Raw genomic sequence first — 20,627 nt, forward strand, 5'->3', positions numbered from 1 at the left:
CCCGGTTCCCGGCCAGATCCCGCGGGGCCGGGCGCACCGGTCCCGTCGTACCACCACCGGCGCCCCGGCGCCCCGATCCAGCGGAGACCACCATGCGCGTGATCGCCCTCGACCACATCGTCCTGAACGTCGCCGACATCGAGCGTTCGCTGGCCTTCTACACCGGCCCGCTGGGGCTCGAACCGGTGCGCGTGGAGGAGTGGCGCGCCGGCAAGGTCTCCTTCCCCTCCGTGCGGGTGAGCCCCACGACCATCATCGACCTCTTCAAGGGACCCGACGGGGAGTCGCGCGGGTCCAACGTCGACCACATCTGCCTGGCGGTCGAGCCGCTCGACTGGCAGGAGGTCATCGACTCCGGCGTCTTCACCGTGGTGGACGGCCCCGGCAAGCGCTTCGGCGCCCGGGGCACCGGCCTCTCCCTGTACGTGAAGGACCCCGACGGCAACACCGTGGAGCTGCGCTGGTACGAGCAGGACGCCTGAGCACCCCGCGGACCCGGCCTCCGGTGCGCCCGAACTCCTGTTTCCGTCCGGTGACATACGCGACGAGGCTGTGACGATCAGCCGTGCAACGTCCCGCGGCCCTGGTGGGTCGAACGGGGTGGAAGTGCCGATCGGCATGGAAACAGCGGGAGTTGGGGGAGACGAATGAGCATGCGTAACCGAGGTGCCCTGGCCGCGACGACGGTCGGCCTGTGCGTGGCCGCCACGGCCGCGGCCGTGGCGGCACCCGCCGCCGCGGCGCCGTCCGGCGGCGGGGAGCCGCGCTTCCTCAGCGCCGGTGAACTGCCGCCGCACCCCTCGTCGGCGTGGCACGCAGGGCGGGTGACCGCGGGCCAGCCCGACGCCCTGCCGGTGTGCGCGGGCGAGGCGCTGCCGTCGACGTCGGTGCACCGCACCTTCTGGACCGACCTCGACACCAACGCCGTCCAGGTGACCGTGGTGGAGCGGAGCACCCAGCGGGCCAAGGCGTTCGCCGGGCTCCTGCGCGAGAAGCTCGACGACTGCGCCGCGCGCCTGGAGCGGGAGCACCCGGACGTCAAGGCGAAGCAGAAGTACTACGGCAAGCTGGACGTCGAGGAGGGCGCCTACGTCTACGGCCTGCACACCGCGTGGAACTCGGGGGCCTCGGACGCCAACCTCTTCGCGGTGGGCCGTGACGGGCGCACGGTGACGCTCGTCCGCTGGGGCCAGCTCGGCGACCTGTCGCACGCGCCGGTCAGCGGCTTCAAGACCACCGCCAAGAAGGCCGTGAACAAGCTCTACTGACCCCGACCCCCGCGGCCCCCCTCGGCGACTGCCGGTGGGGGCCGCCGAGTGACCGAACGGACCCGGGCAGGCACCGCCACGCGCGGCGGTGCCTGCCCGTTCTCGCGGGGGTCCGTTGGACACGACGGCTCGGGCCGTGTCGGATCACAGAGGCATGCCGGGGCCGGGGCTGGGGCCGGTGCCAGGGAGGGGGCCGGGTCCGGCGCCGGGGCCGGGACCAGGGACGGGACCGGGACCGGCGGTGGGGCCGGGGTCGCCCGGGCGGATGCGCCCGCGCCAGGCGCCGCTCTCCCCGGAGCGCTCGACGTGGTCCTTGAACCGGTGCAGATCGCCCTTCACCCGTCGCTCGATCATGCCCAGCGCGTCCGCGCCCTTCTCCGCGACACCAGTGGGCTCGACGTCCATGACCAGCTCCACGCGGGTACGCGTCGCGTCGAGCTGACGGAAGCGCACGGACCCCTGCTGCTGGGTGTCACCACCGATGGTCCGCCAGGTGATCCGGTCGTCCGGCATCTGGTCGACGATCTCCGTGTCGAACTCGCGCCGTACGCCGCCGATGCTCGTGGTCCAGTGGTTGTGTACGTCGTCGATCTGCCGGACCTCGTCGACGCCTTCCATGAACTTCGGGAACTCCTCGAACTGCGTCCACTGGTCGTACGCCCTGCTGAGCGGGACTTGTACGTCCACTGTTTCCTTGATCGTGCTCACACTGTCCTCCTCTGTGAATCTCCTCGGTGAATCCACGGAACTTTCCGGCGACTTCAGCTCGACTTCGGCCCGGATTCGGTTCGGCCGGTCTTCGTCGGGCGCTGGACAATTCAATGACCTTGAGTCATCGGTCGTATGTCATATGCGATGCCATACGCGCTGTCATACGCGGTGTCATCTACGGGCGTGGAAAGGGACATTGGCCCACGGCGCGTCTCCGACGGACGGCGCGCAGAGGCCGTCGCGGCGGCCCGGACGCCCCGTCGCGAGGCGACCGGGCCCGTGACACCGACCGCTGTCACCAGCGATACCAGCGGCTCCTGCGTCCACCCGTGCCCGCGGGGCGGACGATGAAACCGAGCACCCACGCCAGCAGCACGAGGGCGGCGAGCAGCCAGAGGAATTTCACGGCGAATCCCGCACCGAACAGCACGACGGCGATAAGAAGAACAAGCAACAAAGGCACCATGGTCCGTCACCTCCAGTACGGCGAGTTCCCTCGATCCCCGGCGTGACACAGGCCTGCCCGGGCCATTTTCGATGTGCCCGCCACGGCGCACGTGTTTCCCGTGTTTACGGCGAGGAAGCCCGGTGAGGCCCCGTCCCCGCCGCTGAGGCCCGGAGGCGCGCGGCTCCGGTGGGACGCCGCGCGCCCGCCTCCCGCGGCCCGGACGGATCAGACGGCCAGCGACACGTCGCCCGGGCTGTCGTCCGCCGAGTCGGCGGCGGGCCCCTCGGGCGGAAGCGACTCGGGAGCGGCGGCGGGCCGGGGGAGCGGGAACTCCTCCGCCCGGCGGCTCGGCCGCGCACCGGGCACCCCCGGCGCCCCCGGCGGCTCGGCGGCGCACCGGGCACCCCCGGCCTCCGCGAGCAGGGCGTCAGCGACGCTGAGCGCGTCGTCGACCCGGCTCACCCCGGTCAGCACGCACAGCGTGTAGCTCACGTCCTCCAGGGCACGCCGGGTCGCCTCGGTGGGCGGCGCCGCGATGCGCAGGTCGGCGTAACGGGCGAGCATGACTCTCAGTGTCTTGGGATCCGGCAACAACACGGTGTCCACCCCTTCTTCCCCTACGTCCTGCGCCTGCCCCGCTGGCATCGCGTTATATGGCCTTTGAGCTATTCCACACGTTATGTGTCACTGGCTGGGGGAAGGCGTGCCAGAGGGGGACGACGACCCGCTCGTCCCCAGTACCCCTAGTTCCGGTATCGATGCCACGGCCCGCGCCGGAGGCGTCGGTGCCCGACCCCAGTGAGGAGCGCACCATGGCTCGTACGACCACTCCGCGCTACACCGTCCCCGGCATCAGCGTCGAGGACGGCGGCAAGCTCATCGCGGCGCTCGCCCTCCGTCTGCACGCGCTGAACGATCTGCACCTCACGCTCAAGCACGTGCACTGGAACGTCGTCGGCCCGCACTTCATCGCCGTGCACGAGATGCTGGACCCGCAGGTCGACCGCGTCCGTGCCATGGCCGACGACGTCGCCGAGCGGATCTCCGCCCTCGGTGGCGTGCCGCACGGCACCCCCGGCGCCCTGGTGGCCGAGCGCACCTGGGACGACTACAGCATCGGCCGGGCGGACGCCATCGCCCATCTGGGTGCGCTCGACCTCGTGTACACCGGCGTGATCGAGGCCTATCGCGCCGCCATCGACGAGGTGGGCAAGCTCGATCCGGCCACCGAGGACATCCTGATCGAACAGGTGCGGGACCTGGACCAGTTCCAGTGGTTCGTCCGGGCCCACCTGGAGAGCGCCCAGGGCACCCTCGCCACCGGCGGCAAGGCCACCGAGCGCGAGGCCGCGGAAGCGGCCGGGAACAGCTGACCCCATCAGTACCACGTACGAGAACTAGTACCACGCACAAGAACCAGTACCACGCACAAGAACCAGTACCACCACGACAACCGGTACCACCACGAGAGGAGCCGCCATGCGTGTCGCCTTTCTCACCGCGCCCGAAGGCGTGGAGCAGATCGAACTGACCGAGCCGTGGCGGGCCGTCGAGGCCGTCGGGGCCGAGCCCGTCCTGCTGTCGACCGAGCCGGGCCGCGTCCAGGGGTTCGACCACCTGGACAAGGCCGACTCCTTCCCGGTCGACCAGGTCGTGGCCGAGGCGTCCGCCGCCGGCTTCGAGGCCCTGGTCCTGCCCGGCGGCGTCGCCAACCCCGACGCCCTGCGCCTGGACGACAAGGCGGTGGCGTTCGTGAAGGACTTCTTCACCGCGGGGAAGCCGGTCGCGGCGATCTGCCACGCCCCGTGGACCCTGATCGAGGCCGACGTGGTGCGCGGCCGCACCCTCACCTCCTGGCCCAGCCTGCGCACCGACATCCGCAACGCGGGCGGCACGTGGGTCGACCAGGAGGTGCAGGTGTGCACCTCGGGCGCCAACGTCCTGGTCACCAGCCGCAAGCCGGACGACCTCCCGGCCTTCTGCCGGGCCCTGACCGACGCCCTGGGCAAGACCGACGGCGCGGCGGGGTGAGCGCCGTCCCCGGAGCCTCAGCCGGTGGTCAGGGTGCGGTCGAGGAGCGGGAGCAGGCGGTCCCAGTGACGGCGTAGTGCGGCGGGGTCGAAGGCGTCGGTGTCGGACATCGTGAAGCCGTGGACGGTGCCGGGGTAGATCTCGGAGGTGTGGTCGACCCCCGCGGTGTCCAGGGCCTGGTTGAGCTCGCCGAGGGCCTCGGGCGTCATGTCGCCTTCGGCGTGGCCGAGGTGCACCCGCGCGGTCAGCGCGGCGAAGCCGTCGGTCCCGTCGGCGCCCGCGGGGCAGTGGAATCCGGCGACGGCGGCCACCTGGCCGGGATGGGCCACGGCGGTGCGCAGCGCCAGCAGACCGCCGATGCAGTAGCCGGTCACCGCGACCGGCCCGGCCACGACCTCGGGCCGGGTGGTGAGGAACCTGAGGTACGCGTCGGCGTCACGCACGGTACGTTCGCCGGTGTGCGCCTCGATCAAGGGCATCAGCTGGGCGAAGACCGCGGGCCGGGCCGCCTCTCCGATGTACGCGGGCAGTTCGATCACCGGCGTGGGGCCGTGCCGGTAGAGGAAGTTGGGGACGAGTACGTAGTACCCGTGTCCGGCCAGCTCGCAGGCCATCTCCCGCAGCACGGGCCGGATGCCGAAGCCGTCCGGGTACATCAGCACCCCGGGGTGTCGCCCACCGCCGTCGGGGAAGGCGGCGAAGGCGTCGGCTCGGCCGTCGGCGGTGGGTATGTGCAGCGTCTGGGTGGGCATGAGGTCTCCTGTCGTGGTTGACGTGTCGAGCTGAGATCAACACGACAGGAGGCGGAGCCCGCGCGACGGCGCCGGACCCTCGTTCCCACAGTGGGCCGCCAGCGGCCCGCACGGCGCTCAGAGGAGCGCCGGGTCACCAATCCGTGTGTGGCGCGGAGCCGTCCCGGTAGTCATCGCGGCCTAACGTAACCCACTGAACAGGGCCGATGCCAGGGGTGACCCGGGCGGACGTCACCGACGACGCCGCGGCCCGGCCGTGGGTCCGAAGACGCCGTCCACGACCGGTGCCAGCCCCTACGCGATGCCGCCGTTGCTCATCAGCAACTGACCGTTGACCCACTGGCCCTCCCTGGAGCACAGGAAGTCCACGAGGTGTGCGGTGTCCCGCGGAGTGCCCAGGCGGCCGAGCGGGGTGCTGCGAACGCACTCCTCCCGGACCTCCTCGGGCATCCACCCGGTGTCGATCGGCCCGGGATTGATCGCGTTGGCGGTCACGCCGAGGTGGGCGAGTTCGTGGGCGGCGGCCAGGGTGATGCGGTCCATGGCTCCCTTGCTGGCCCCGTAGGGAAGGTTGCCGACGGTGTGATCACTGGTGAGGCTGACGATCCGGCCGGTCCCCCGTTCCGCGGTGAACCGGCGGCCGAACTCGCGGATGAGCAGCCAGGTCGCCCGCGCGTTGACGGCGAAGTGCCGGTCGAAGCTCTCGACGGTGGTGTCGAGCAGCCCGGAGTCGACGGACTCGCAGTGACTCAGCACCAGCGCGGTGACGCTGCCCAGTTGCCGCTCGACCTCGTCGAAGACGCGCGCCGGGGCATCCGGGTCGGCGAGATCCGCCTCGATCGCGGTGGTGGACGCCCCGTGTTCGGCCAGCGACCGGCTGATCACTTCGGTCGCGCCGGACTCCCTGCCCCAACTCATGCGGTCGTCGTAAGGGGCCCAGTAGGTGAAGGCGATGTCCCAGCCCGACGCGGCCAGCCGACGGGCGATGCCCGCGCCGATCCCGACGGTGCGGCCCACCCCGGTGATCAGGGCGAGCGGGCGGTCGGCCGAAGAGCCTGGTCCGTGGGCCGACAGGTCCTGATCGATGTGTGTCGCCACGGTCCGTAATGGTTCACGAACGGCGACACGGCGTCAATCGGTTTCCTACGGCGCCGTGGTGGGGAACTTCGCGTACGTCGCGGACGCGAGCCGTGGGCTTGAAGCTGCCGTAGCGGCAGCCTCTACCGTCCTGAGCAGGGCCGGAGATTCCGGCCCGGTGAAGCACGTGTGAGGGAGGCGGCGATGGCCTGGTCGATCGCGGAGGTCGCCCGGATGTCGGGTGTGACGGCCCGGACCCTGCGGCACTACGACGAGATCGGACTGCTGCCACCGGCCTGGACCGGGTCCAACGGCCACCGCTACTACGAGGAGCGTCACCTGCTGCGGCTGCAGCAGGTCCTCGTGCTGCGGGCGCTGGGCGTGGGACTGCCCGAGATCGGCCGGATCCTGGCCGCGCGGGTCGACGAGGTGGAGGCCCTGCGGTGCCACCACCGTCGGCTGCTCGCCGAACGCGACCGCCTGAATGCCCTGGCTCGCACCGTCGCCCACACGATCACCGAACTGGAGCAGTCCAGGAAGGACGGCACAGACATGATCAGCATCACCCGTCCGGAGAACCTGTTCGAGGGCATCCGGTCCGCCCAGTGCATGAAGGCCCTCCACGGTTCACCGGAGCTGGCCGGGGCCGTCGAACGGCACAACTCGGCGCTGAGCGAGGCCGAGCGCGAGGCCGACGAGCGCGAGCGGACGGCGCAGATGATCCACCTCGCCGAGCTGCTCTCCGTCGGCCTGCCCGCCGACGCCGAAGCGGTGCAGGCCGAGATCGACACCCAGTACCGGACGCTGGCCCGGATCCGGGCAGCCACTGCTGAGGAGTACCGAGCGATCGGACGTACCTGCGTGGAGAACGAGCACTGGCACGCGTGGTACGAGGCGATCGCGCCGGGCCTTGCCGCATACCAGCGGGCCGCCATCGACGCGTACGCCGCGACACGCTTGCGCTGAGGCGGGACGGGGCCGCCGCGACGGGGGTGCGGCGGCCCTTCGGTCCGACCCCCGCCGCTTCAACGGCCGGACACATCAGGCTGGTTGGAGATGTCGGGACCGGGTCGCCGGGCGGTGCGGGAGACGCCCGTGGGACGATCGGGACGCGGGCCACGAGGAGAGGGGTGTCATGGCGGGCGAGGGGCAGCTGCATGTCAGCGCGGAACTGGCGGAGGTGCTGGAGCGGATCGACGCGCTCGGCGGGATGCTCGACGAACGGGCCCATGCCGCCGAGGAGTTGGGGAGGCTGCCGGAGGACACGGCGCGGGCGCTGCTTGACACCGGGATCGTACGGGCCGAGCTCCCGCTGAGCCTCGGCGGATACGAGTTCGCGCCGCGGCAGCTGATCGAGGTGGCGGAGCGGGCGAGTTACCACGACGCCGCGGCCGGGTGGACCATGTTCGCGCTGCAGATGATGACCGGGACCACCGCGGCGTACCTCGCCGCGGACGCGGCGGCCGAGCTGTTCCCCGACGTGCCCCGCGGCAAGTACGCGCTGCTCTCCGGGCACGGCACCCGCCCCGGCCGGGCCGTCCCCGTGGAGGGCGGCTACCGGGTCAGCGGCCAGTGGCAGTTCGCCTCCGGGATGGCGCACGCCACGCACATCCACAGCGCGATCCTGGTCGAGGGCACCGGCGAGCTGCGGGTCCTCGCGATGCCGAAGGCGCAGGTGACCCTCGACGGCAACTGGGACGTGCTCGGGCTGCGCGCGACCTACAGCGTCGACTACCACTGCGACGACGTGTACGTACCGCACGAGTACACCTACGTCGCCACCACGGACACCCCGGTGAACGGCGGTGCCCTCTACCGCCTCGGCCTGGTCAACATGGCGGCGATCGGGCACACGGGCTGGGCCCTCGGCGTCGGGCGGCGGCTCCTGGACGAGCTGAAGCGGGTCGCCGCGGCGCGGACCGGTTCGCGGGGCGCCGCGGTCGACACCTCCCAGTTCCACGCCGAGTACGCGACGGCGGAGGCCGGGCTCCGGGCGGCCCGGGCCTGGGTGTACGACGTCTGGCGGGGCGTCGAAGAGACCCTGGACCAGGGAGGGTTGCCGACCACGGAGCAGGACACCCTGATCCGCCTCGCCCTGAACCACACGACCTCGACCGCGTACGAGGTGGGCCGCACCGTGCACCGCTGGGCGGGCTCGGCGGCCATCCGCCGCGGCCCCGTCGACCGCTTCCTGCGCGACCTCGGGACGGGCACGCAGCACATCACGTCGAGCCCGGTCGTGCTCCAGAACTGCGGCAAGTGGCTGAGCGGCGCCCAGCCGGACGCCCGGTGGAGCTTCCTCGACCTGACCTGACCCCGGGGCTGTCGTGGGCCGGGGCCACTCAGGCTCCCGCCGGTACCCGGCGCTCCCGGCCGTCCCGAGGGCGCGGGGCCCCTGGCGCAGGTGTGTCGCTCCGTGGCGTGAGATGCGTGGGAGTCGTGAAGAGATTGCGTGCGAATCTTGGGATTCGGTCACCAGCGCGGAAAACTCGGAGCGCTCACTCGGCGCTTTCGAACAGGTCGGGCGCCGACCCATGCGATGGGAGACCGATCAACGATGTTCACTCTGGTACGGAGCAGAGTGCGGGTGGCCGCGCTCGCGCTCTCGGCAGTCGCGGCCCTCGCCTTCGGTGCGACCACCTCGACCGGCGCGGCGGCGGCCCCCGCTCCGGCTCCGGCGAAACAGGGGCCGACCTCGGTGGCGTACGTCGAGGTGAACGACAACAGCATGCTGAACGTCGGCAAGTACACCCTCGCCAAGGGCGGCGCCAACGTCTTCGACGTCGCCGTGATCTTCGCGGCGAACATCAACTACGACACGAGCAAGAAGGCGGCGTACCTGCACTTCAACGAGAACGTGCAGCGCGTCCTCGACAACGCCGCCACGCAGATACGGCCGTTGCAGCAGAAGGGCATCAAGGTCGTCCTCTCGGTGCTGGGCAACCACCAGGGCGCGGGCTTCGCCAACTTCCCGTCCCGGCAGGCGGCTTCGGCGTTCGCGAAGCAGCTGTCGGACACCGTCACCAAGTACGGCCTGGACGGCATCGACTTCGACGACGAGTACGCCGAGTACGGGAACAACGGAACCGGCCAGCCCAACGCCAGTTCGTTCGTGCACCTGGTGACGGCGCTGCGCGCGAACATGCCGAACAAGATCATCAGTCTCTACAACATCGGCCCGGCCGCCTCGCGCCTGTCCTACGGCGGCGTCGACATCACGTCCAAGTTCGACTACGCCTGGAACCCGTACTACGGATCCTGGCAGGTCCCCGGCATCGCCCTGCCCAAGGCGAAGCTTTCGCCCGCCGCCGTCGAGATCGGCCGGACCTCACAGAGCACGTCCGCCGCGCTCGCCCGCCGTACCGTCAGTGAGGGGTACGGCGTCTATCTGACGTACAACCTCAACGGCACCGACCGCAGTGCCGAGGTCTCCGCGTTCACCAGGGAGCTGTACGGCAGTGACGCCGTCTACACGCCGTAGGGCGACCGCCCGCCCCGGCCTGCGGTGCTCCCTCGGGGCGTGCCCCATCCCGTAGGCCGCGGACCGTGCGCGCCGCGCCTTTGACAACGATGTCGGAGGCGCGCCGTGCGCCCGGGGCCGGACGCTCCATCGCGGTCCGGCCCCGGGATCCTCAGCGTGACGTGCCGCAGAACTCGGCGTCGACGATCTTCGCCATCTGTGACGCGTCCCAGTCCGCGTTGAAGTTGTAGGCGAGCTGATGGCTGCCGTCCGCCGTGGAGACGACCATGGAGAGCCAGCCGATCATGCCGCCGCCGTGGCCCCAGAGCGTCGTACCGCAGCTCGTCTTGAGACGGGCGATGCCGAGGCCGTACCTCGTGTACGACGCTCCCGGGGTGGCGACGGTGGTCTTCATCTCCTTCAGCTGCTTCGGCGGCAGGAGCTTGCCGCGCAGCAGGGCGCGGTAGAACCGGTTCAGGTCGCCCGCGGTGGAGATGATGTCGCCGTCGGCCCAGCCCTGCGAGCCGTTCATCTCGGTGATGTCGTCGATCCGGTCGGGCGCCGCCGGGAACAGCTTGGAGTAGCCGCGGCTGCTGGGCCGGGGCAGGTGGATGCTGTTGCCGGGGTTGGAGGTGTGCTTCAGGCCCAGCGGCTCGATGATGCGGTCGCGGACCTCCCTCTCGTACGTCCTGCCGGTGGTCCTCTCGATGATCAGCCCGGCCAGGATGTAGTTGGTGTTGGAGTACGAGTGCTTGGCGCCGGGCTTGAACAGGGGCTTGTGGGAGAGCGCGACGCGCACGTGCTTCTTGGGCGGCAGGGTGTCGTACCGGTGGGTGAGGTAGCCGTCGCCCTGCAGGTACGTCCTGCGGTACTCGGGGTCGTCCAGATAGTCGTACAGGCCGCTGGTGTGGTTGAGCAGCTGCCGGAGGGTGATCTTGCGGCCGTCGTTGCCGTTGCCGCGTACGAGGCCCGGCAGGTGGCGCTCGACGGTGTCGTCGAGGCTGAGCTTCCCCTCGGACTCCAGCTGGAGCAGGACCGTCGCCACGAACGCCTTGGTGATGCTGCCCGCGCGGAACTTGTCGTTCTTGCCGCGCGGCTTGCCCGACGTCAGATCGCCCACGCCCGACGCCGCCTTCCAGACGCCACGGCCGTCGCGGGCCTGGGCCGTGACGCCGGGGATGCCCGCGCGCACGGCCGCGTCCATCGCGCGCCGCGTGGCCTCGTGCCCGGCCGCCGGACCCGGCCCGTCGGGTCTCGCCTGGGCGGGTGCCACGAAGGCGGTGGCCGCAAGCGCGGCCGCCACGACGCCCACCACGCCTGCCTTCGTGCTCTTGCGTAACGCCATTGCGTTCTCCTCACGTCGTCTGCGCACGTCTGTACTCCTGCGGCCCGAAAGGCGCCTCGGAGGTGTCACTCCCCGAGGTGCGCGAGGGCCGCTTGTGTACCGAGACCGCAGACAGGGCCGGAGGGGTTGAGAGGGTTCTGGTGAACAGTCCGGTGTGCGGTCCTTCGGGCTACTGGCCGACGCGCGGGCGGACATGCAGGTCGAGCCCGCTCGTCCCCGGCGCCTCGACACCGTCCAGGAGCCGCATGTCGTGGTCGTAGTCGCCGCCGACCAGGGTGCGGAACGGGACCGGCTCGTCCGTGAACAGCCCGTCGAGGCGCCGTCCGTAGGCCTCCCGCGCCGCGGCGAACTGCTCCTCGGTCATGGCGTTCGAGCCGTACACCGCGAACGGGTCGAGCGGCTGGGCCCCGGTGAACCAGAACAGGCCGTGCTGCAACGGGTGCAGGACGTCGTCGAGACGGCCGTGGATGCCCCGGTCGGAGAACGAGGTCTCCCTGGCCCCGGCCGTCACCGACAGCAGGGCGCGCCGACCCGCGAGCGGGCCCTCGCTGTAGGGCGGCGCCACCTTGGGGCCGTAGGCGAACCCGGCGGTGAACACCCGGTCGATCCAGCCCTTGAGGATCGCGGGCGCCGAGAACCACCACACCGGGAACTGCAGGATCACCGCGTCCGACCACAGCAGCTTCTCCTGCTCCGCCGCGACGTCCGCGGACAGGCGGCCCGCGAGCGTGGCGCGCTCGGAGGCGTCCATGACGTGGAGGCGCTCGTCCGGGCCGTGCTCCGGGAAGTCGTCGGCGTCGACGGTCGCCTTCCACTTCATCGCGTACAGGTCGGACACCCGCACCTCGTGGCCCGCGGCACGCAGGTGCTCGACCGCGAAGGACGAGAGCGAGGCATTGAGGGACCGGGCGTCCGGGTGGGCGCTGACGACGAGGATCTTCTTGGGCTGCTGCGGGGTGATCGTGTTCATGCCTCTACGGTCGTACGGACCGGCGCGGGCAGCCAGCACCCTGTTCAACCAGTGGATCGCCGATCCTGGTACTGGCAGGGCCACGCATACTGGAGCGCATGAACGGCGTGAACCACATCGAGCGCGTGCACGGCACCGGCACCGGGGGCGGCCCGGCGGAGCGCAGCGGCGACCCCGGGCGGGCCCTCGGCGGCTTCCTGCGCGCGCGGCGGGGGCGCGTCGCGCCGGAGCACGTCGGGCTCACCGGCGGGCGGCGCCGCCGCGTGCAGGGCCTGCGCCGCGAGGAACTGGCCCAGCTCGCGGGCATCAGTGTGGACTACTACGTCCGCCTGGAACAGGGCCGGGCCACCCAGCCGTCCCCCGAGGTGCTCGACGCGCTCGCCCGCGCCCTCGGGCTCGACGCGGCCGAGCGCACCCACCTCATCACCCTGGCCGACGCGCGGCGCGGCCCCGCGCCCGACATCCGGGCCAGTCCCCTGCTGCGCGGCATGCTGGACTCGCTCGCGCACTTCCCCACCTTCGCGACCAACCCCCGCCTGGACGTGGTCGCGTGGAACGCCCTCGGCGCCGAACTCCTCGGTGGCCTCGCCGAGCCGGGCCGCCGCGACCCCAACAACGCGCGGTTCCTCTTCTTCGACCCCGCGTCCCGGGACGTCTTCCCCGACTGGGAGCCACGGGCCGCGGAAGCCGTGGGCCAGCTGCGCGTCGCCGCGGGGCGCTACCCCGACGACGCGGAACTCGCCGCCCTCATCGCCGAACTGACCGACCGCAGCGCCGACTTCGCGCGCATCTGGGACAGCGGCGAGGTCGTCATGTGCGAGGCGGGCCGCAAGCGCCTTCGGCACCCGGTGGCCGGGCTGCTCACGCTGGACTTCGAGCCGCTGCACGTCCAGGCAGCTCCCGAGGTCACGGGCATGGTGGTGCACGTGTTCAGCGCGGGCGATGACCGCGAGGCCGCGGCTGGCCTGGCCCGCCTCGGTGACTATGTGTCGAGCCGGGCTAGATAGGCCTCCGCGCCGGCCGGGTCAAGCAGCCAGTCGCGGTAAGTGAGCGGATCGGCGTAGCCGTTGGCGAAGCGGTGGGCGGTCTCCGCGTGGTCGAAGGCGGCCCCGACGGCCCGGCGCACGTGCTCGGGCTGCGGATCGCGCAGCATCATGTCGGTGAAGGCGTGCGTGTGCCGGGCGGTCTCCCAGTACGCGGCGAACGTCTCGCGCATCCAGTCCTCGTCGAACGGCCGCCCGCCCCGCTCCACGACGGCCGCGAGGTAGTGGGACGCCGCCCGCGCCGCGTTGTTGGAGCCCTGCCCGGTGATGGGGTCGTGCACGGCGATGACGTCCGCCATGCCGAGGACGCGCAGGTCACCGCCGAGGCGCGCCACCGGGTGGCGGACCACCGGGGTGACCGCGCCGTACAGGGCGGCACCCGGGTCGGTGAGCTCCGCCGCACGGAAGCGCTCGTACTCCCAGGGCGCGTACGTCCGCAGCAGGCCGAGCGCCCGCCGCAGCCCTTCGGCGGGCTCGGGCCGGTCGCTCCAGCAGTCGTAGGCCCCGCCCCACCGCCCCTCGAAGAGCAGGATGTCGCAGGGCCCGCCGACCGTGAGCGCCCGCAGCACGATCACGTCGCCGGTCGGCGGCACACCCGTGTTGCGTACGTACGCGGCCGCCGGGTCGGTGTCCTCGTGGGCGCCGCCGTGCACGTAGAAGCAGGCGAGGGAGCGCTGCGGGCGGTCGAAGGCGGACCGGGCGTCGTCGCGGCCGAAGAGCGCCGACAGGTCGCCGCGGCCGGTGGCGAGCACGGTCAGTTCGTGCGCCGCGGCGAGCGCGGCCACCTCGGCGGGGCCGACCGCGCGGTACTCGACGCGCCCGCCGCGCTCCTCGAACAGCTCGAGCCAGGCCGCGAGCTTCACCCGCTGGTCCACGGAGCGCACCTCGTCGTCGAAGGCCGCGCTGAACCGCCGCACCGGAGCGTCCGGCTCGCCTTCCGGGTCCCAGTTGCTCAGCTCGAAGCCCGGCATCACCGGCGCGGTGTCGTCCCAGAACGCGAGGCCCGCCGCCCGCTCGATCGCCAGCGTGGGCCCGAACATGAGCTGCGTCGAGGTGACCCGCCCGCCGCGCACCTCGTCCGGCCGCCGCTCGGCGACGAGCGTGACGTCGTACCCCGCCCCGAGGAGCCCGAGGCCGAGCTGGAGCCCGGCTTGCCCCGCCCCCACGATCGCGATCCTGCGCACCTGTTCCTCCTGCCCCCGGGCCCGATCGGCCCGACACGGCTCAGTCGTACCCGCGGGAGAGACCGCGAAAGCCAGGTGCGACGAGGGCGCTCACTTGCGCGGGCAGAGGCGGTCTTCCAGGGTGCGGGGGAGTGGGTAGACGCGCTCCGTGGGGAACAGGCGTTGGGCCTTGGCGGCGTGGCCGTTCTGGATGAGGGCGGCGGCCTTGCGGACCTGGGGGGTGAGGTCGGTGAGGCCGACGATCCAGTCGTCGGTGAACGTGCGGATCAGGTGGCGGCCGATGCCGACCTGGATGCTGTAGTGGTTCAGCGCCGCCCCGCGCGGCGAGCGCTCCGGGTCCCACTGGACGTGCACGGTCGCCCGCGCCACGGCCGCCGGATCCGAGGTCGTCAGGACGGCCTGGGACAGCGCCTCCTCCCAGCCCTCGCGGCTCACGCGTACGGCCAGGACGCGCTCCTGACCGGACTTGCGGCCCCAGTTGCTGCGGTGCATCAACCACAGGAACGAGGGCTTGATCCACGTCATCCGGTGGAACGAGAACGGCGCGACGAAGCGGCCCGCCCGCAGCGCCGGGTCGGCGATCGCGGGCGAGTACGCCTGATAGAGCACGATCGTGCGTGCGTCGTAGTCGGCACGAATCTGGTAAAGGGATGACATGTGCCGCACCCTGCCATCCGCTCCGGCGGCGCGGCGACTCAATTTCCCCCGGGCGGGGGCCGGATGAGCGGCCCCCGGCTACGGGACGGGGCTGGTGATCCCCTCCGCGAGGCGGGCCCCCGCCGACGCGGGCCGGGGCGGAGTGAACAGGGAGACCCGGTGCCCGACCGGTACCGGAGTGCGGGGCACGGAGCGGCGGGTGGGGTCAGGGGTGCCCACGTAGAGCCAGCCGATGATGCGTTCGTGCGAGGCCAGGTCGAGGAGCAGGCGGGGGCCGGTGGAGTCGACCGAGGGGCCGGTGCGCCACATGCTGCCGTAGCCGCGGTCGTGGAGCAGGAGCATCAGCGAGTTGACCATGGCGCTGCTCGCGGCGAGCTGCTCCCAGTCCGGTACGCGGTGGTTGCGCTGCGGGACGAGGACCAGGGTGGCGAGGAGCGGGGCGCGCAGCGGCTTGCGCGCCTCGCGCTGGACGGCCTCCGCGTCGGCGGCACCGGACGCGAAGGCCGCGCCGAGCGCCGCCCGGCTCTCGCCGCGCACGAGGATCCACCGCCAGGGGCGGAGGTGGCCGTGATCCGGCGCGGTCGCGGCCCAGCCGAGCAGATCGACGAACTCCTCGTCGCTCGGGGCGGGGTCGATCAGCCGGTGCTGGCTGCGGCGCGTGCGTATCGCGGCTTCCAACTCCATCAGCGGTCGCTCCTCATGGTGGTCGGGCGTCCTTTCGTCGGGGCGGGACCTCGGTCCGTACCGGGCGGGAAGCGGCTCAGGCGCAGCGCGGCGGCAGCCAGAACGACCGCACCGTCCGCACCGCCGCGAGCCGGTCCCTGGCCATGCTGATCGCCGCGGCGGCGGTGCTGATCCGCAGGTGCCGCGACCGGTTGAAGATCTCGCCGAGCCGTTCCGGGATGAGCTCGGCGCGCTGCCTGACCCGGTCCATGTCGTGGCCCGCGGGGTGCAGTTCGTCGACCACCTGGATCAGGCCGAGCGCGTTGATGACGAAGTCCGGCGCGTAGAGGATGCCGCGTGCCGCGAGCCTGTCCGCGACCGTCGGCGCGGTGAGCTGGTTGTTGGCCCCGCCCGCGACGACCCGGCAGCGGAGCCGGTCCACGAGGTCGGCGTCGATGACGTTGCCGATGGCGTTCGGGCTGAGGACGTCCACGTCGAGCAGGTAGAGCTTCTCCCGGCTGACGACCTCTGCCCCGCACGCCCGGGCCACCTGCTCGGCCTTCTCCTGGTCGATGTCGGCCACCGTGAGCCGCGCGCCCCCTTCCGAGAGGAGCGTCGCGAGCCGGGCGCCCACCTTGCCGACGCCGTCGATGGCGACGTGTCGGCCCTCCAGGCTCTCGTCGCCGTCGAGGTGCCGCAGACACGCGCGGATGCCGAGGCTCACTCCGTACGCGGTCATCGCCCCCGACTCACCGGAGCCGCCCTCCTCGGCGTCGAGGCCGCGGATCCACTGGGACTCCTTGCGCATGACCCGGAGGTCGGCGGTGGTGATGCCCATGTCGCAGGCGGCGATGAATCGGCCGGAAAGACTCTCGACGGCCTGCCCGAAGGCGCGGAGCAGCGGCTCGGACTTCTCCACACCGGAGCCGCCGAAGATGACGGCCTTTCCGCCCCCGATGTCGAGTCCCGCGCACGCCGCCTTGTACGTCATGGCCCGGGAAAGCCGCAACGCGTCGCTGATCGCCTGGTCTTCGTCACGGTAGGGAAGAAAGCGGACGCCGCCGAGCGCGGGGCCGAGCAGCGTCGAATGAATGGCGATGACGCACCGGAGCCCTCCGGGGCCGGTACTGAAAAGAACTTGCTCGTGGCCGTCGATTTCGTCGAAAACACTCATGACCCACCCCAGAATTCCGTCCGGTACGGCCGGACCGGCGGCCCCGCCGTCAGGCGTGAACCGCCGGCCCGTCCGGCAGTGAACTATTCGGTCGGCTGAAGTCCTGACGAGAGCAGTGCCGCGTCCAGGACGTCCCACAGCGCGCAGAGCGATTCCAGGAAGTCCTCCACGCCCTGGGCGATCTGGTCGCTGTTCGACGCGTCCATGACGGACGACACGGCCTGGATCACATTCGCCTCGTGCTGCTGCTCGGCACCCGCGTCGCCCCAGTGCTCCGCCATGTAGTGCATTTCCGGCTCTTCGAGGTCGGTCTTGTAGTGACCGGAGTCGATGAGGGCGCGCTTCTCGCCGGGGATCAGGGACTGGTTGGAGATGATCTCAAGCGCGAGGGCCGTGCCCAGGTTGCGGACGGTGGTGTCGGCGTCGGAGGAGAAGCGGCGCTTGAACACCTCGATGGCGGCCGTGGCCTGAGCCGTCAGACCAGTCTCGCGGTCGTACCCGGGCAGCCCGGCGAGCAGCCGGTCCGACGACTCCTTGAGCCAGGCCTCGACCCGCTCGGTGTCGTACACGTCGTCGAAGACGGGGGCGCCGGTGCGGTTGACGATGTGGCCCGCCATCGTCGCGAGTTCGGGGCCGTGGCCGGACTCGCTGTCGACGATCTCCTCGATGAGGACGGCCTGCTCGTCCCAGCCGATGCCCCGCAGCGCGGTGGGGAAGTCGCCGCCGGGGCGGGTGGAGGCGCAGAACGACTGCACCTGGTGGAAGAGGGCGCCCGAGACCTCGGCTGTCGGGGGCCGCGCGGCCCAGTGGTCGTAGAGGGGGTGGTCGAAGACGCGGTGCGTCTTGATCCGGTCGATCAGCGTGTCGGTCGTCGTCATCGATTCCTACTCCGGTGAGGTGGATGGGGCCCGCGGGGAAGCGCGGATGCGCCGGGGAGGGCGGGCCGACGCCGCTCAGGCGTACAGCAGTTGGGAGGGGTCGATCTTGGGCACGGAGAAGCCGATCTTCTCGATGTGCTGGGCGATCGCGGCCTTGTAGAGCTCGCGCAGCTCGCCGTTGTCGTGCTGGCGCAGACCCCACTTGACGGCGAGGCGGCCGCGCCGGGAGTCGGGCCGCCCGAACATGTCGAGCGCCATCGGGTAGAACTTGTCCAGCGCCTTCTGTGCCCGGTCACGGGCCTGGCCGCCCGTGTCGTAGGCCTCCTGCATCAGGCGCTTGCCGTAGCCGAAGTGCCGGGCCTCCTCCTTGAGGATCGCGTCGGCCTCGACGCGCAGCGGCCCGTAGGTGCTCGTGGTCATTTCCTTGATCTGGAAGTGGCCTTCGAGCTCGCAGAGGAAGCTGAACGCGGCGCGCTCCTCCCAGACGGTGACCTGGGTGGTCATGCTCTCGGCCGGGAAATAGCGCCGGTCGGCCACGGCCTGGTTCACCATGTGCGAGGTGTCGATGCCGAGCGGCGTGAGCAGCTTGGCGAAGCGGCGGAAATGGTCCACCTCTTCCATGCCGAACTTGAGGCACACATAGCGCTCGTCGGCATTGGGCGCGAGGGGATAGAACGAATCGACGTAGGTGTCGCCTGCACTCAGCTCGCCCTCGCCATTGGCGAGCATCTGGTGTGTCAGTACCTCGTGGTATTCCTCGGGGAGTTCACCGACACTCTCCAGGTTTACAGTCTCCGAAAAGACGTCTCCCATACGAATCTCCTCCGGGTAGCCGAGAAATGGAGACTATCCGGCCGACTCGCGAGGTCGACAGGCCACGTTGGGGCCATATCGCTGGGGCACGATGGGGGTATTCCGGTGGCTCTTTGGTGGTACTCCGGGCGCATTCCGGGGCCCGGCTCGGGCCCGGCGGGTCGGGGGAGTGCCGGGCCTCAGGCGCCCTCGCGCCGCGGTGGCCGGATGTAGGTGAGGGTGTGGTGGGAGACGAGCTTGCCCGCCGTGTCGGTCGTCTCGGCCGTGCCGTAGACGATCAGGCGGCCGGGCCTGACGATGGTGGACTCGCAGATCAGGTCGGTGCGGGCCGGGCCGAGGAAGCTCGTCGTCATCTGCTGGGTGACGGATGGGTCGTCCTCGCCGAACAGCGACATGATCGCGATCCAGCAGGTCACGTCGGCGAGCGTCATGGCGCATCCGCCCTGCAGGACGCCGCCGGGGCGGAAGAGTTCGGGGCGCTGGGGGAGCGAGACCTTGGCGTGCCCCTTGGTGACGGCCTCCACCCTGAATCCCCACCAGGGGCCGAAGGGGCTGTTATCGAGGACAGCTTGGGCCGCGTCGACATCCATCATCGAAGGAACATAGCATCGTTCGGTATGTCGCCGCGCAGATCCAACGCAGAGCGCACCGAGGCCACCAGGGCCCAACTCGTCGCCACGGCACGTCAGTTGTTCGGTGAGCGCGGGTACTCCGCCACGACCATCGCGGAGATCGCGCGGAGCGCCGGGCTCACGACCGGGGCGCTGTACCACCACTGGCCGGGCAAGGAGGCGCTGCTGGTGGATGCCGTGCACGACATCCACCGGGAGCTCGCCGCGCGGATCCGGTCTGGGGAGGAGGTCGGTGCGGGGGCGGCCCGTGGGGCGGGCCGGGCCGTCGGAGGCCGTGGGGCGGGGCGGGCCGTCGAGGGGGCGCCCGTCCCGCTTCTCCTGCGCTCCGGCCTGGAGTTCCTCGGCTTCTGCGCCGACCCCGCGGTCGCCCGACTGCTCCTGCTCGACGCGCCCGCGGTCCTCGGCTACGAGCGGTGGCGCCGGATCGACGAGCAGTGGTGGCTGTCGTCGACGATCCGCCTGGTGGAGCGGGCCCGCCTCGAGCGTGGCGGCCCCGGCGGCGCGGAGGCGGGCGCCGACGGGTCCCGCCAGCTCGCGCTCGTACTGCTGGGCGCCCTGACGTCCCTCGGCCACGAGGTCGCGATGACGGGCCCCGCGACGGTCGTCAGCGCCGGACGGACCTATGAGGTGCTGCTCAAATCGCTTCTCTGCTGACCCGCGGCGGCGCGGCCGCGGGCCGTCTCATCCAGCGGGCCGAGCCGGGATACGAGGAGCGCGGCTTCCACGCGACTAGAAGCAGATAACTTTCCCATCGCGCGATGCACGTGTTTCTTCACCGTGTTCTCCGCGATATGCAGGGCGGAACCGATCTGTTTGTTCGTCATGCCGCCCGCGAGAAGGTGCAGTACGTCGCTCTCCCGTGAGGTGAGCGTCGACATAGCCCCGGAGGGCACCGGCGTAGAACCGGCGTCGCTGATATCGCGGATGCGTTCGCGCGGAAAGAGATAGGCGGCACAGCCGCGGTCGACCAGGGCGATCACGCTGGCGAATTCCTCCTGCAGGATCTCCAGGGCCATGAATCCGGCGACCTTGGCCCGTAACGCGTCCTGGACGGTGACGGCGGAGTCATGACACCAGAGCACGATGATCGAGACGTGCGCGCCGATGAGTTGGGCGAGACGGCGCAGGCCGTCCCCCGAGAGTTTGCGGAGATTGAGGAGGACGATGTCGGGGTCCAGACAGTCGACGGCGGTGACGACGCCGGGCATGTCCTGGGCCACGCCGACCACATCGAGTCCGGGAGCTTCCCTGCTCATCGCCACGAGACCGGATCGGGTCACGATGCGGTCATCGGCGATCAGCAGTCGTATCTGAGCCATGTGCGGCTTCCTTTTCCCCCGTATGGCCGTCCAGGGCCTCTGTGGAGGCCGGGCGTCAGAGCGGCCACAAGATCGAATAAGGTCAGATGGTGCCGACCTTTCCATGCGTCGCCATTGCCGTCGCTCTGGGCGGGAAAGGCGGCAATGTGAGCCATTTCCAGGAACCGTCGGCATAGCGCAGTTCTTCACGGCATCGGGTCGA

At 71.1% G+C, this 20,627-nt stretch carries 23 protein-coding genes and 1 pseudogene; 9 read left to right on the forward strand and 15 right to left on the reverse strand.

From position 1 onward, the window contains the following. Positions 1 to 92: 92 nt before the first annotated feature. Both ACIG3E_RS28765 and ACIG3E_RS28770 read left to right on the forward strand, forming a co-directional pair. Positions 93 to 482 (forward strand): VOC family protein, encoded by a 390-nt coding sequence (locus ACIG3E_RS28765; RefSeq protein ID WP_399622303.1) that lies wholly within the window; start codon positions 93 to 95, stop codon positions 480 to 482. Positions 483 to 647: 165 nt separating this feature from the next. After that, the gene (locus ACIG3E_RS28770; RefSeq protein WP_399622304.1) at positions 648 to 1,268 is read left to right on the forward strand and encodes a hypothetical protein; all 621 of its coding nucleotides are present in this window, start codon (positions 648 to 650) and stop codon (positions 1,266 to 1,268) included. Positions 1,269 to 1,517: 249 nt separating this feature from the next. Here ACIG3E_RS28770 and ACIG3E_RS28775 read toward each other — a convergent pair. From ACIG3E_RS28775 to ACIG3E_RS28785, 3 genes and pseudogenes are all read right to left on the reverse strand, one after another. Next, positions 1,518 to 1,976 (reverse strand): annotated as a pseudogene (locus ACIG3E_RS28775) (SRPBCC family protein); the annotation flags it as partial. Positions 1,977 to 2,274: 298 nt separating this feature from the next. Continuing rightward, entirely contained in the window at positions 2,275 to 2,445 is a 171-nt protein-coding gene (locus tag ACIG3E_RS28780; protein ID WP_138957917.1) for a hydrophobic protein, read from the reverse strand. 207 nt (positions 2,446 to 2,652) lie between these two features. Beyond that, positions 2,653 to 2,991: a DUF5133 domain-containing protein gene (locus ACIG3E_RS28785; protein ID WP_399622305.1), complete on the reverse strand. Its 339-nt coding sequence runs from the start codon at positions 2,989 to 2,991 to the stop codon at positions 2,653 to 2,655. 248 nt (positions 2,992 to 3,239) lie between these two features. Between ACIG3E_RS28785 and ACIG3E_RS28790 the strand changes: the two genes are divergently transcribed. Further along, complete coding sequence (locus ACIG3E_RS28790; RefSeq protein WP_399622306.1) at positions 3,240 to 3,800, forward strand: Dps family protein; 561 nt, start codon at positions 3,240 to 3,242, stop codon at positions 3,798 to 3,800. A gap of 106 nt (positions 3,801 to 3,906) precedes the next feature. After that, on the forward strand, positions 3,907 to 4,458 hold the full coding sequence (locus ACIG3E_RS28795; protein WP_399622308.1) for a type 1 glutamine amidotransferase domain-containing protein: 552 nt from the start codon (positions 3,907 to 3,909) through the stop codon (positions 4,456 to 4,458). Positions 4,459 to 4,475: 17 nt separating this feature from the next. Here the strand turns inward: ACIG3E_RS28795 and ACIG3E_RS28800 are convergent, their stop codons facing one another. Both ACIG3E_RS28800 and ACIG3E_RS28805 read right to left on the reverse strand, forming a co-directional pair. Continuing rightward, positions 4,476 to 5,210, reverse strand: coding sequence for a dienelactone hydrolase family protein (locus ACIG3E_RS28800; protein ID WP_399622310.1), 735 nt, complete (start codon positions 5,208 to 5,210; stop codon positions 4,476 to 4,478). Between the two features lie 294 nt (positions 5,211 to 5,504). Continuing rightward, positions 5,505 to 6,308 (reverse strand): SDR family oxidoreductase, encoded by an 804-nt coding sequence (locus ACIG3E_RS28805; protein WP_399622312.1) that lies wholly within the window; start codon positions 6,306 to 6,308, stop codon positions 5,505 to 5,507. Between the two features lie 183 nt (positions 6,309 to 6,491). Here ACIG3E_RS28805 and ACIG3E_RS28810 point away from each other — a divergent pair, with 183 nt between their 5' ends. The 3 genes from ACIG3E_RS28810 to ACIG3E_RS28820 all read left to right on the forward strand — a co-directional run bounded on the left by ACIG3E_RS28810 (position 6,492) and on the right by ACIG3E_RS28820 (position 9,768). After that, the gene (locus tag ACIG3E_RS28810; protein WP_399622314.1) at positions 6,492 to 7,253 is read left to right on the forward strand and encodes a MerR family transcriptional regulator; all 762 of its coding nucleotides are present in this window, start codon (positions 6,492 to 6,494) and stop codon (positions 7,251 to 7,253) included. 169 nt (positions 7,254 to 7,422) lie between these two features. Beyond that, the gene (locus tag ACIG3E_RS28815; RefSeq protein ID WP_399622315.1) at positions 7,423 to 8,601 is read left to right on the forward strand and encodes an acyl-CoA dehydrogenase family protein; all 1,179 of its coding nucleotides are present in this window, start codon (positions 7,423 to 7,425) and stop codon (positions 8,599 to 8,601) included. A 243-nt stretch (positions 8,602 to 8,844) separates the two neighbouring features. Next, on the forward strand, positions 8,845 to 9,768 hold the full coding sequence (locus ACIG3E_RS28820) for an endo-beta-N-acetylglucosaminidase H (protein ID WP_399622316.1): 924 nt from the start codon (positions 8,845 to 8,847) through the stop codon (positions 9,766 to 9,768). Between the two features lie 151 nt (positions 9,769 to 9,919). Here the strand turns inward: ACIG3E_RS28820 and ACIG3E_RS28825 are convergent, their stop codons facing one another. Together ACIG3E_RS28825 and ACIG3E_RS28830 are read right to left on the reverse strand one after the other, a co-directional pair. Beyond that, the gene (locus tag ACIG3E_RS28825; protein WP_399622318.1) at positions 9,920 to 11,092 is read right to left on the reverse strand and encodes a serine hydrolase domain-containing protein; all 1,173 of its coding nucleotides are present in this window, start codon (positions 11,090 to 11,092) and stop codon (positions 9,920 to 9,922) included. Positions 11,093 to 11,261: 169 nt separating this feature from the next. Continuing rightward, complete coding sequence (locus ACIG3E_RS28830) at positions 11,262 to 12,062, reverse strand: NAD(P)H-dependent oxidoreductase (RefSeq protein ID WP_399622320.1); 801 nt, start codon at positions 12,060 to 12,062, stop codon at positions 11,262 to 11,264. A gap of 98 nt (positions 12,063 to 12,160) precedes the next feature. Between ACIG3E_RS28830 and ACIG3E_RS28835 the strand changes: the two genes are divergently transcribed. Further along, entirely contained in the window at positions 12,161 to 13,069 is a 909-nt protein-coding gene (locus ACIG3E_RS28835; RefSeq protein WP_399622322.1) for a helix-turn-helix transcriptional regulator, read from the forward strand. Here the strand turns inward: ACIG3E_RS28835 and ACIG3E_RS28840 are convergent. From ACIG3E_RS28840 to ACIG3E_RS28870, 7 genes are all read right to left on the reverse strand, one after another. After that, entirely contained in the window at positions 13,045 to 14,289 is a 1,245-nt protein-coding gene (locus tag ACIG3E_RS28840; protein ID WP_399622323.1) for a styrene monooxygenase/indole monooxygenase family protein, read from the reverse strand. The genes ACIG3E_RS28835 and ACIG3E_RS28840 overlap by 25 nt on opposite strands. 90 nt (positions 14,290 to 14,379) lie before the next feature. Next, a complete protein-coding gene (locus ACIG3E_RS28845; protein WP_399622325.1) occupies positions 14,380 to 14,946 on the reverse strand; it encodes a DUF4291 domain-containing protein in 567 nt (188 codons plus the stop codon). Positions 14,947 to 15,024: 78 nt separating this feature from the next. Further along, positions 15,025 to 15,630: a nitroreductase gene (locus ACIG3E_RS28850; protein WP_399622326.1), complete on the reverse strand. Its 606-nt coding sequence runs from the start codon at positions 15,628 to 15,630 to the stop codon at positions 15,025 to 15,027. Positions 15,631 to 15,706: 76 nt separating this feature from the next. Then, complete coding sequence (locus ACIG3E_RS28855) at positions 15,707 to 16,783, reverse strand: Leu/Phe/Val dehydrogenase (RefSeq protein ID WP_399622327.1); 1,077 nt, start codon at positions 16,781 to 16,783, stop codon at positions 15,707 to 15,709. A gap of 83 nt (positions 16,784 to 16,866) precedes the next feature. Then, positions 16,867 to 17,661, reverse strand: coding sequence for a hypothetical protein (locus ACIG3E_RS28860; RefSeq protein ID WP_399622329.1), 795 nt, complete (start codon positions 17,659 to 17,661; stop codon positions 16,867 to 16,869). Between the two features lie 75 nt (positions 17,662 to 17,736). After that, positions 17,737 to 18,474, reverse strand: a complete 738-nt coding sequence (locus tag ACIG3E_RS28865; RefSeq protein ID WP_399622331.1) for a Phenylacetic acid catabolic protein — start codon at positions 18,472 to 18,474, stop codon at positions 17,737 to 17,739. Positions 18,475 to 18,653: 179 nt separating this feature from the next. Then, positions 18,654 to 19,067, reverse strand: a complete 414-nt coding sequence (locus ACIG3E_RS28870) for a PaaI family thioesterase (protein WP_399622333.1) — start codon at positions 19,065 to 19,067, stop codon at positions 18,654 to 18,656. Positions 19,068 to 19,091: 24 nt separating this feature from the next. On the opposite strand from ACIG3E_RS28870, the gene ACIG3E_RS28875 reads away from it, so the two are divergent. Next, positions 19,092 to 19,760, forward strand: a complete 669-nt coding sequence (locus ACIG3E_RS28875; RefSeq protein WP_399622335.1) for a TetR/AcrR family transcriptional regulator — start codon at positions 19,092 to 19,094, stop codon at positions 19,758 to 19,760. Here ACIG3E_RS28875 and ACIG3E_RS28880 read toward each other — a convergent pair. After that, positions 19,727 to 20,425 (reverse strand): LuxR C-terminal-related transcriptional regulator, encoded by a 699-nt coding sequence (locus tag ACIG3E_RS28880; RefSeq protein ID WP_399622336.1) that lies wholly within the window; start codon positions 20,423 to 20,425, stop codon positions 19,727 to 19,729. The genes ACIG3E_RS28875 and ACIG3E_RS28880 overlap by 34 nt on opposite strands. Between the last annotated feature and the right edge of the window lie 202 nt (positions 20,426 to 20,627).

The sequence above is a fragment of the Streptomyces sp. NPDC053474 genome (assembly GCF_044544845.1).
In the GTDB taxonomy this organism is placed as follows: domain Bacteria; phylum Actinomycetota; class Actinomycetes; order Streptomycetales; family Streptomycetaceae; genus Streptomyces.

What these genes read in the sequence shown, in the direction of transcription:
- ACIG3E_RS28765 (WP_399622303.1), top strand. Translation starts at nt 93, where the DNA reads ATGCGCGTGATCGCCCTCGACCACATCGTCCTGAACGTCGCCGACATC.
- ACIG3E_RS28770 (WP_399622304.1), top strand. Translation starts at nt 648, where the DNA reads ATGAGCATGCGTAACCGAGGTGCCCTGGCCGCGACGACGGTCGGCCTG.
- ACIG3E_RS28780 (WP_138957917.1), bottom strand. Translation starts at nt 2,445, where the DNA reads ATGGTGCCTTTGTTGCTTGTTCTTCTTATCGCCGTCGTGCTGTTCGGT.
- ACIG3E_RS28785 (WP_399622305.1), bottom strand. Translation starts at nt 2,991, where the DNA reads ATGCTCGCCCGTTACGCCGACCTGCGCATCGCGGCGCCGCCCACCGAG.
- ACIG3E_RS28790 (WP_399622306.1), top strand. Translation starts at nt 3,240, where the DNA reads ATGGCTCGTACGACCACTCCGCGCTACACCGTCCCCGGCATCAGCGTC.
- ACIG3E_RS28795 (WP_399622308.1), top strand. Translation starts at nt 3,907, where the DNA reads ATGCGTGTCGCCTTTCTCACCGCGCCCGAAGGCGTGGAGCAGATCGAA.
- ACIG3E_RS28800 (WP_399622310.1), bottom strand. Translation starts at nt 5,210, where the DNA reads ATGCCCACCCAGACGCTGCACATACCCACCGCCGACGGCCGAGCCGAC.
- ACIG3E_RS28810 (WP_399622314.1), top strand. Translation starts at nt 6,492, where the DNA reads ATGGCCTGGTCGATCGCGGAGGTCGCCCGGATGTCGGGTGTGACGGCC.
- ACIG3E_RS28815 (WP_399622315.1), top strand. Translation starts at nt 7,423, where the DNA reads ATGGCGGGCGAGGGGCAGCTGCATGTCAGCGCGGAACTGGCGGAGGTG.
- ACIG3E_RS28820 (WP_399622316.1), top strand. Translation starts at nt 8,845, where the DNA reads ATGTTCACTCTGGTACGGAGCAGAGTGCGGGTGGCCGCGCTCGCGCTC.
- ACIG3E_RS28825 (WP_399622318.1), bottom strand. Translation starts at nt 11,092, where the DNA reads ATGGCGTTACGCAAGAGCACGAAGGCAGGCGTGGTGGGCGTCGTGGCG.
- ACIG3E_RS28830 (WP_399622320.1), bottom strand. Translation starts at nt 12,062, where the DNA reads ATGAACACGATCACCCCGCAGCAGCCCAAGAAGATCCTCGTCGTCAGC.
- ACIG3E_RS28835 (WP_399622322.1), top strand. Translation starts at nt 12,161, where the DNA reads ATGAACGGCGTGAACCACATCGAGCGCGTGCACGGCACCGGCACCGGG.
- ACIG3E_RS28845 (WP_399622325.1), bottom strand. Translation starts at nt 14,946, where the DNA reads ATGTCATCCCTTTACCAGATTCGTGCCGACTACGACGCACGCACGATC.
- ACIG3E_RS28850 (WP_399622326.1), bottom strand. Translation starts at nt 15,630, where the DNA reads ATGGAGTTGGAAGCCGCGATACGCACGCGCCGCAGCCAGCACCGGCTG.
- ACIG3E_RS28855 (WP_399622327.1), bottom strand. Translation starts at nt 16,783, where the DNA reads ATGAGTGTTTTCGACGAAATCGACGGCCACGAGCAAGTTCTTTTCAGT.
- ACIG3E_RS28860 (WP_399622329.1), bottom strand. Translation starts at nt 17,661, where the DNA reads ATGACGACGACCGACACGCTGATCGACCGGATCAAGACGCACCGCGTC.
- ACIG3E_RS28865 (WP_399622331.1), bottom strand. Translation starts at nt 18,474, where the DNA reads ATGGGAGACGTCTTTTCGGAGACTGTAAACCTGGAGAGTGTCGGTGAA.
- ACIG3E_RS28870 (WP_399622333.1), bottom strand. Translation starts at nt 19,067, where the DNA reads ATGATGGATGTCGACGCGGCCCAAGCTGTCCTCGATAACAGCCCCTTC.
- ACIG3E_RS28875 (WP_399622335.1), top strand. Translation starts at nt 19,092, where the DNA reads ATGTCGCCGCGCAGATCCAACGCAGAGCGCACCGAGGCCACCAGGGCC.
- ACIG3E_RS28880 (WP_399622336.1), bottom strand. Translation starts at nt 20,425, where the DNA reads ATGGCTCAGATACGACTGCTGATCGCCGATGACCGCATCGTGACCCGA.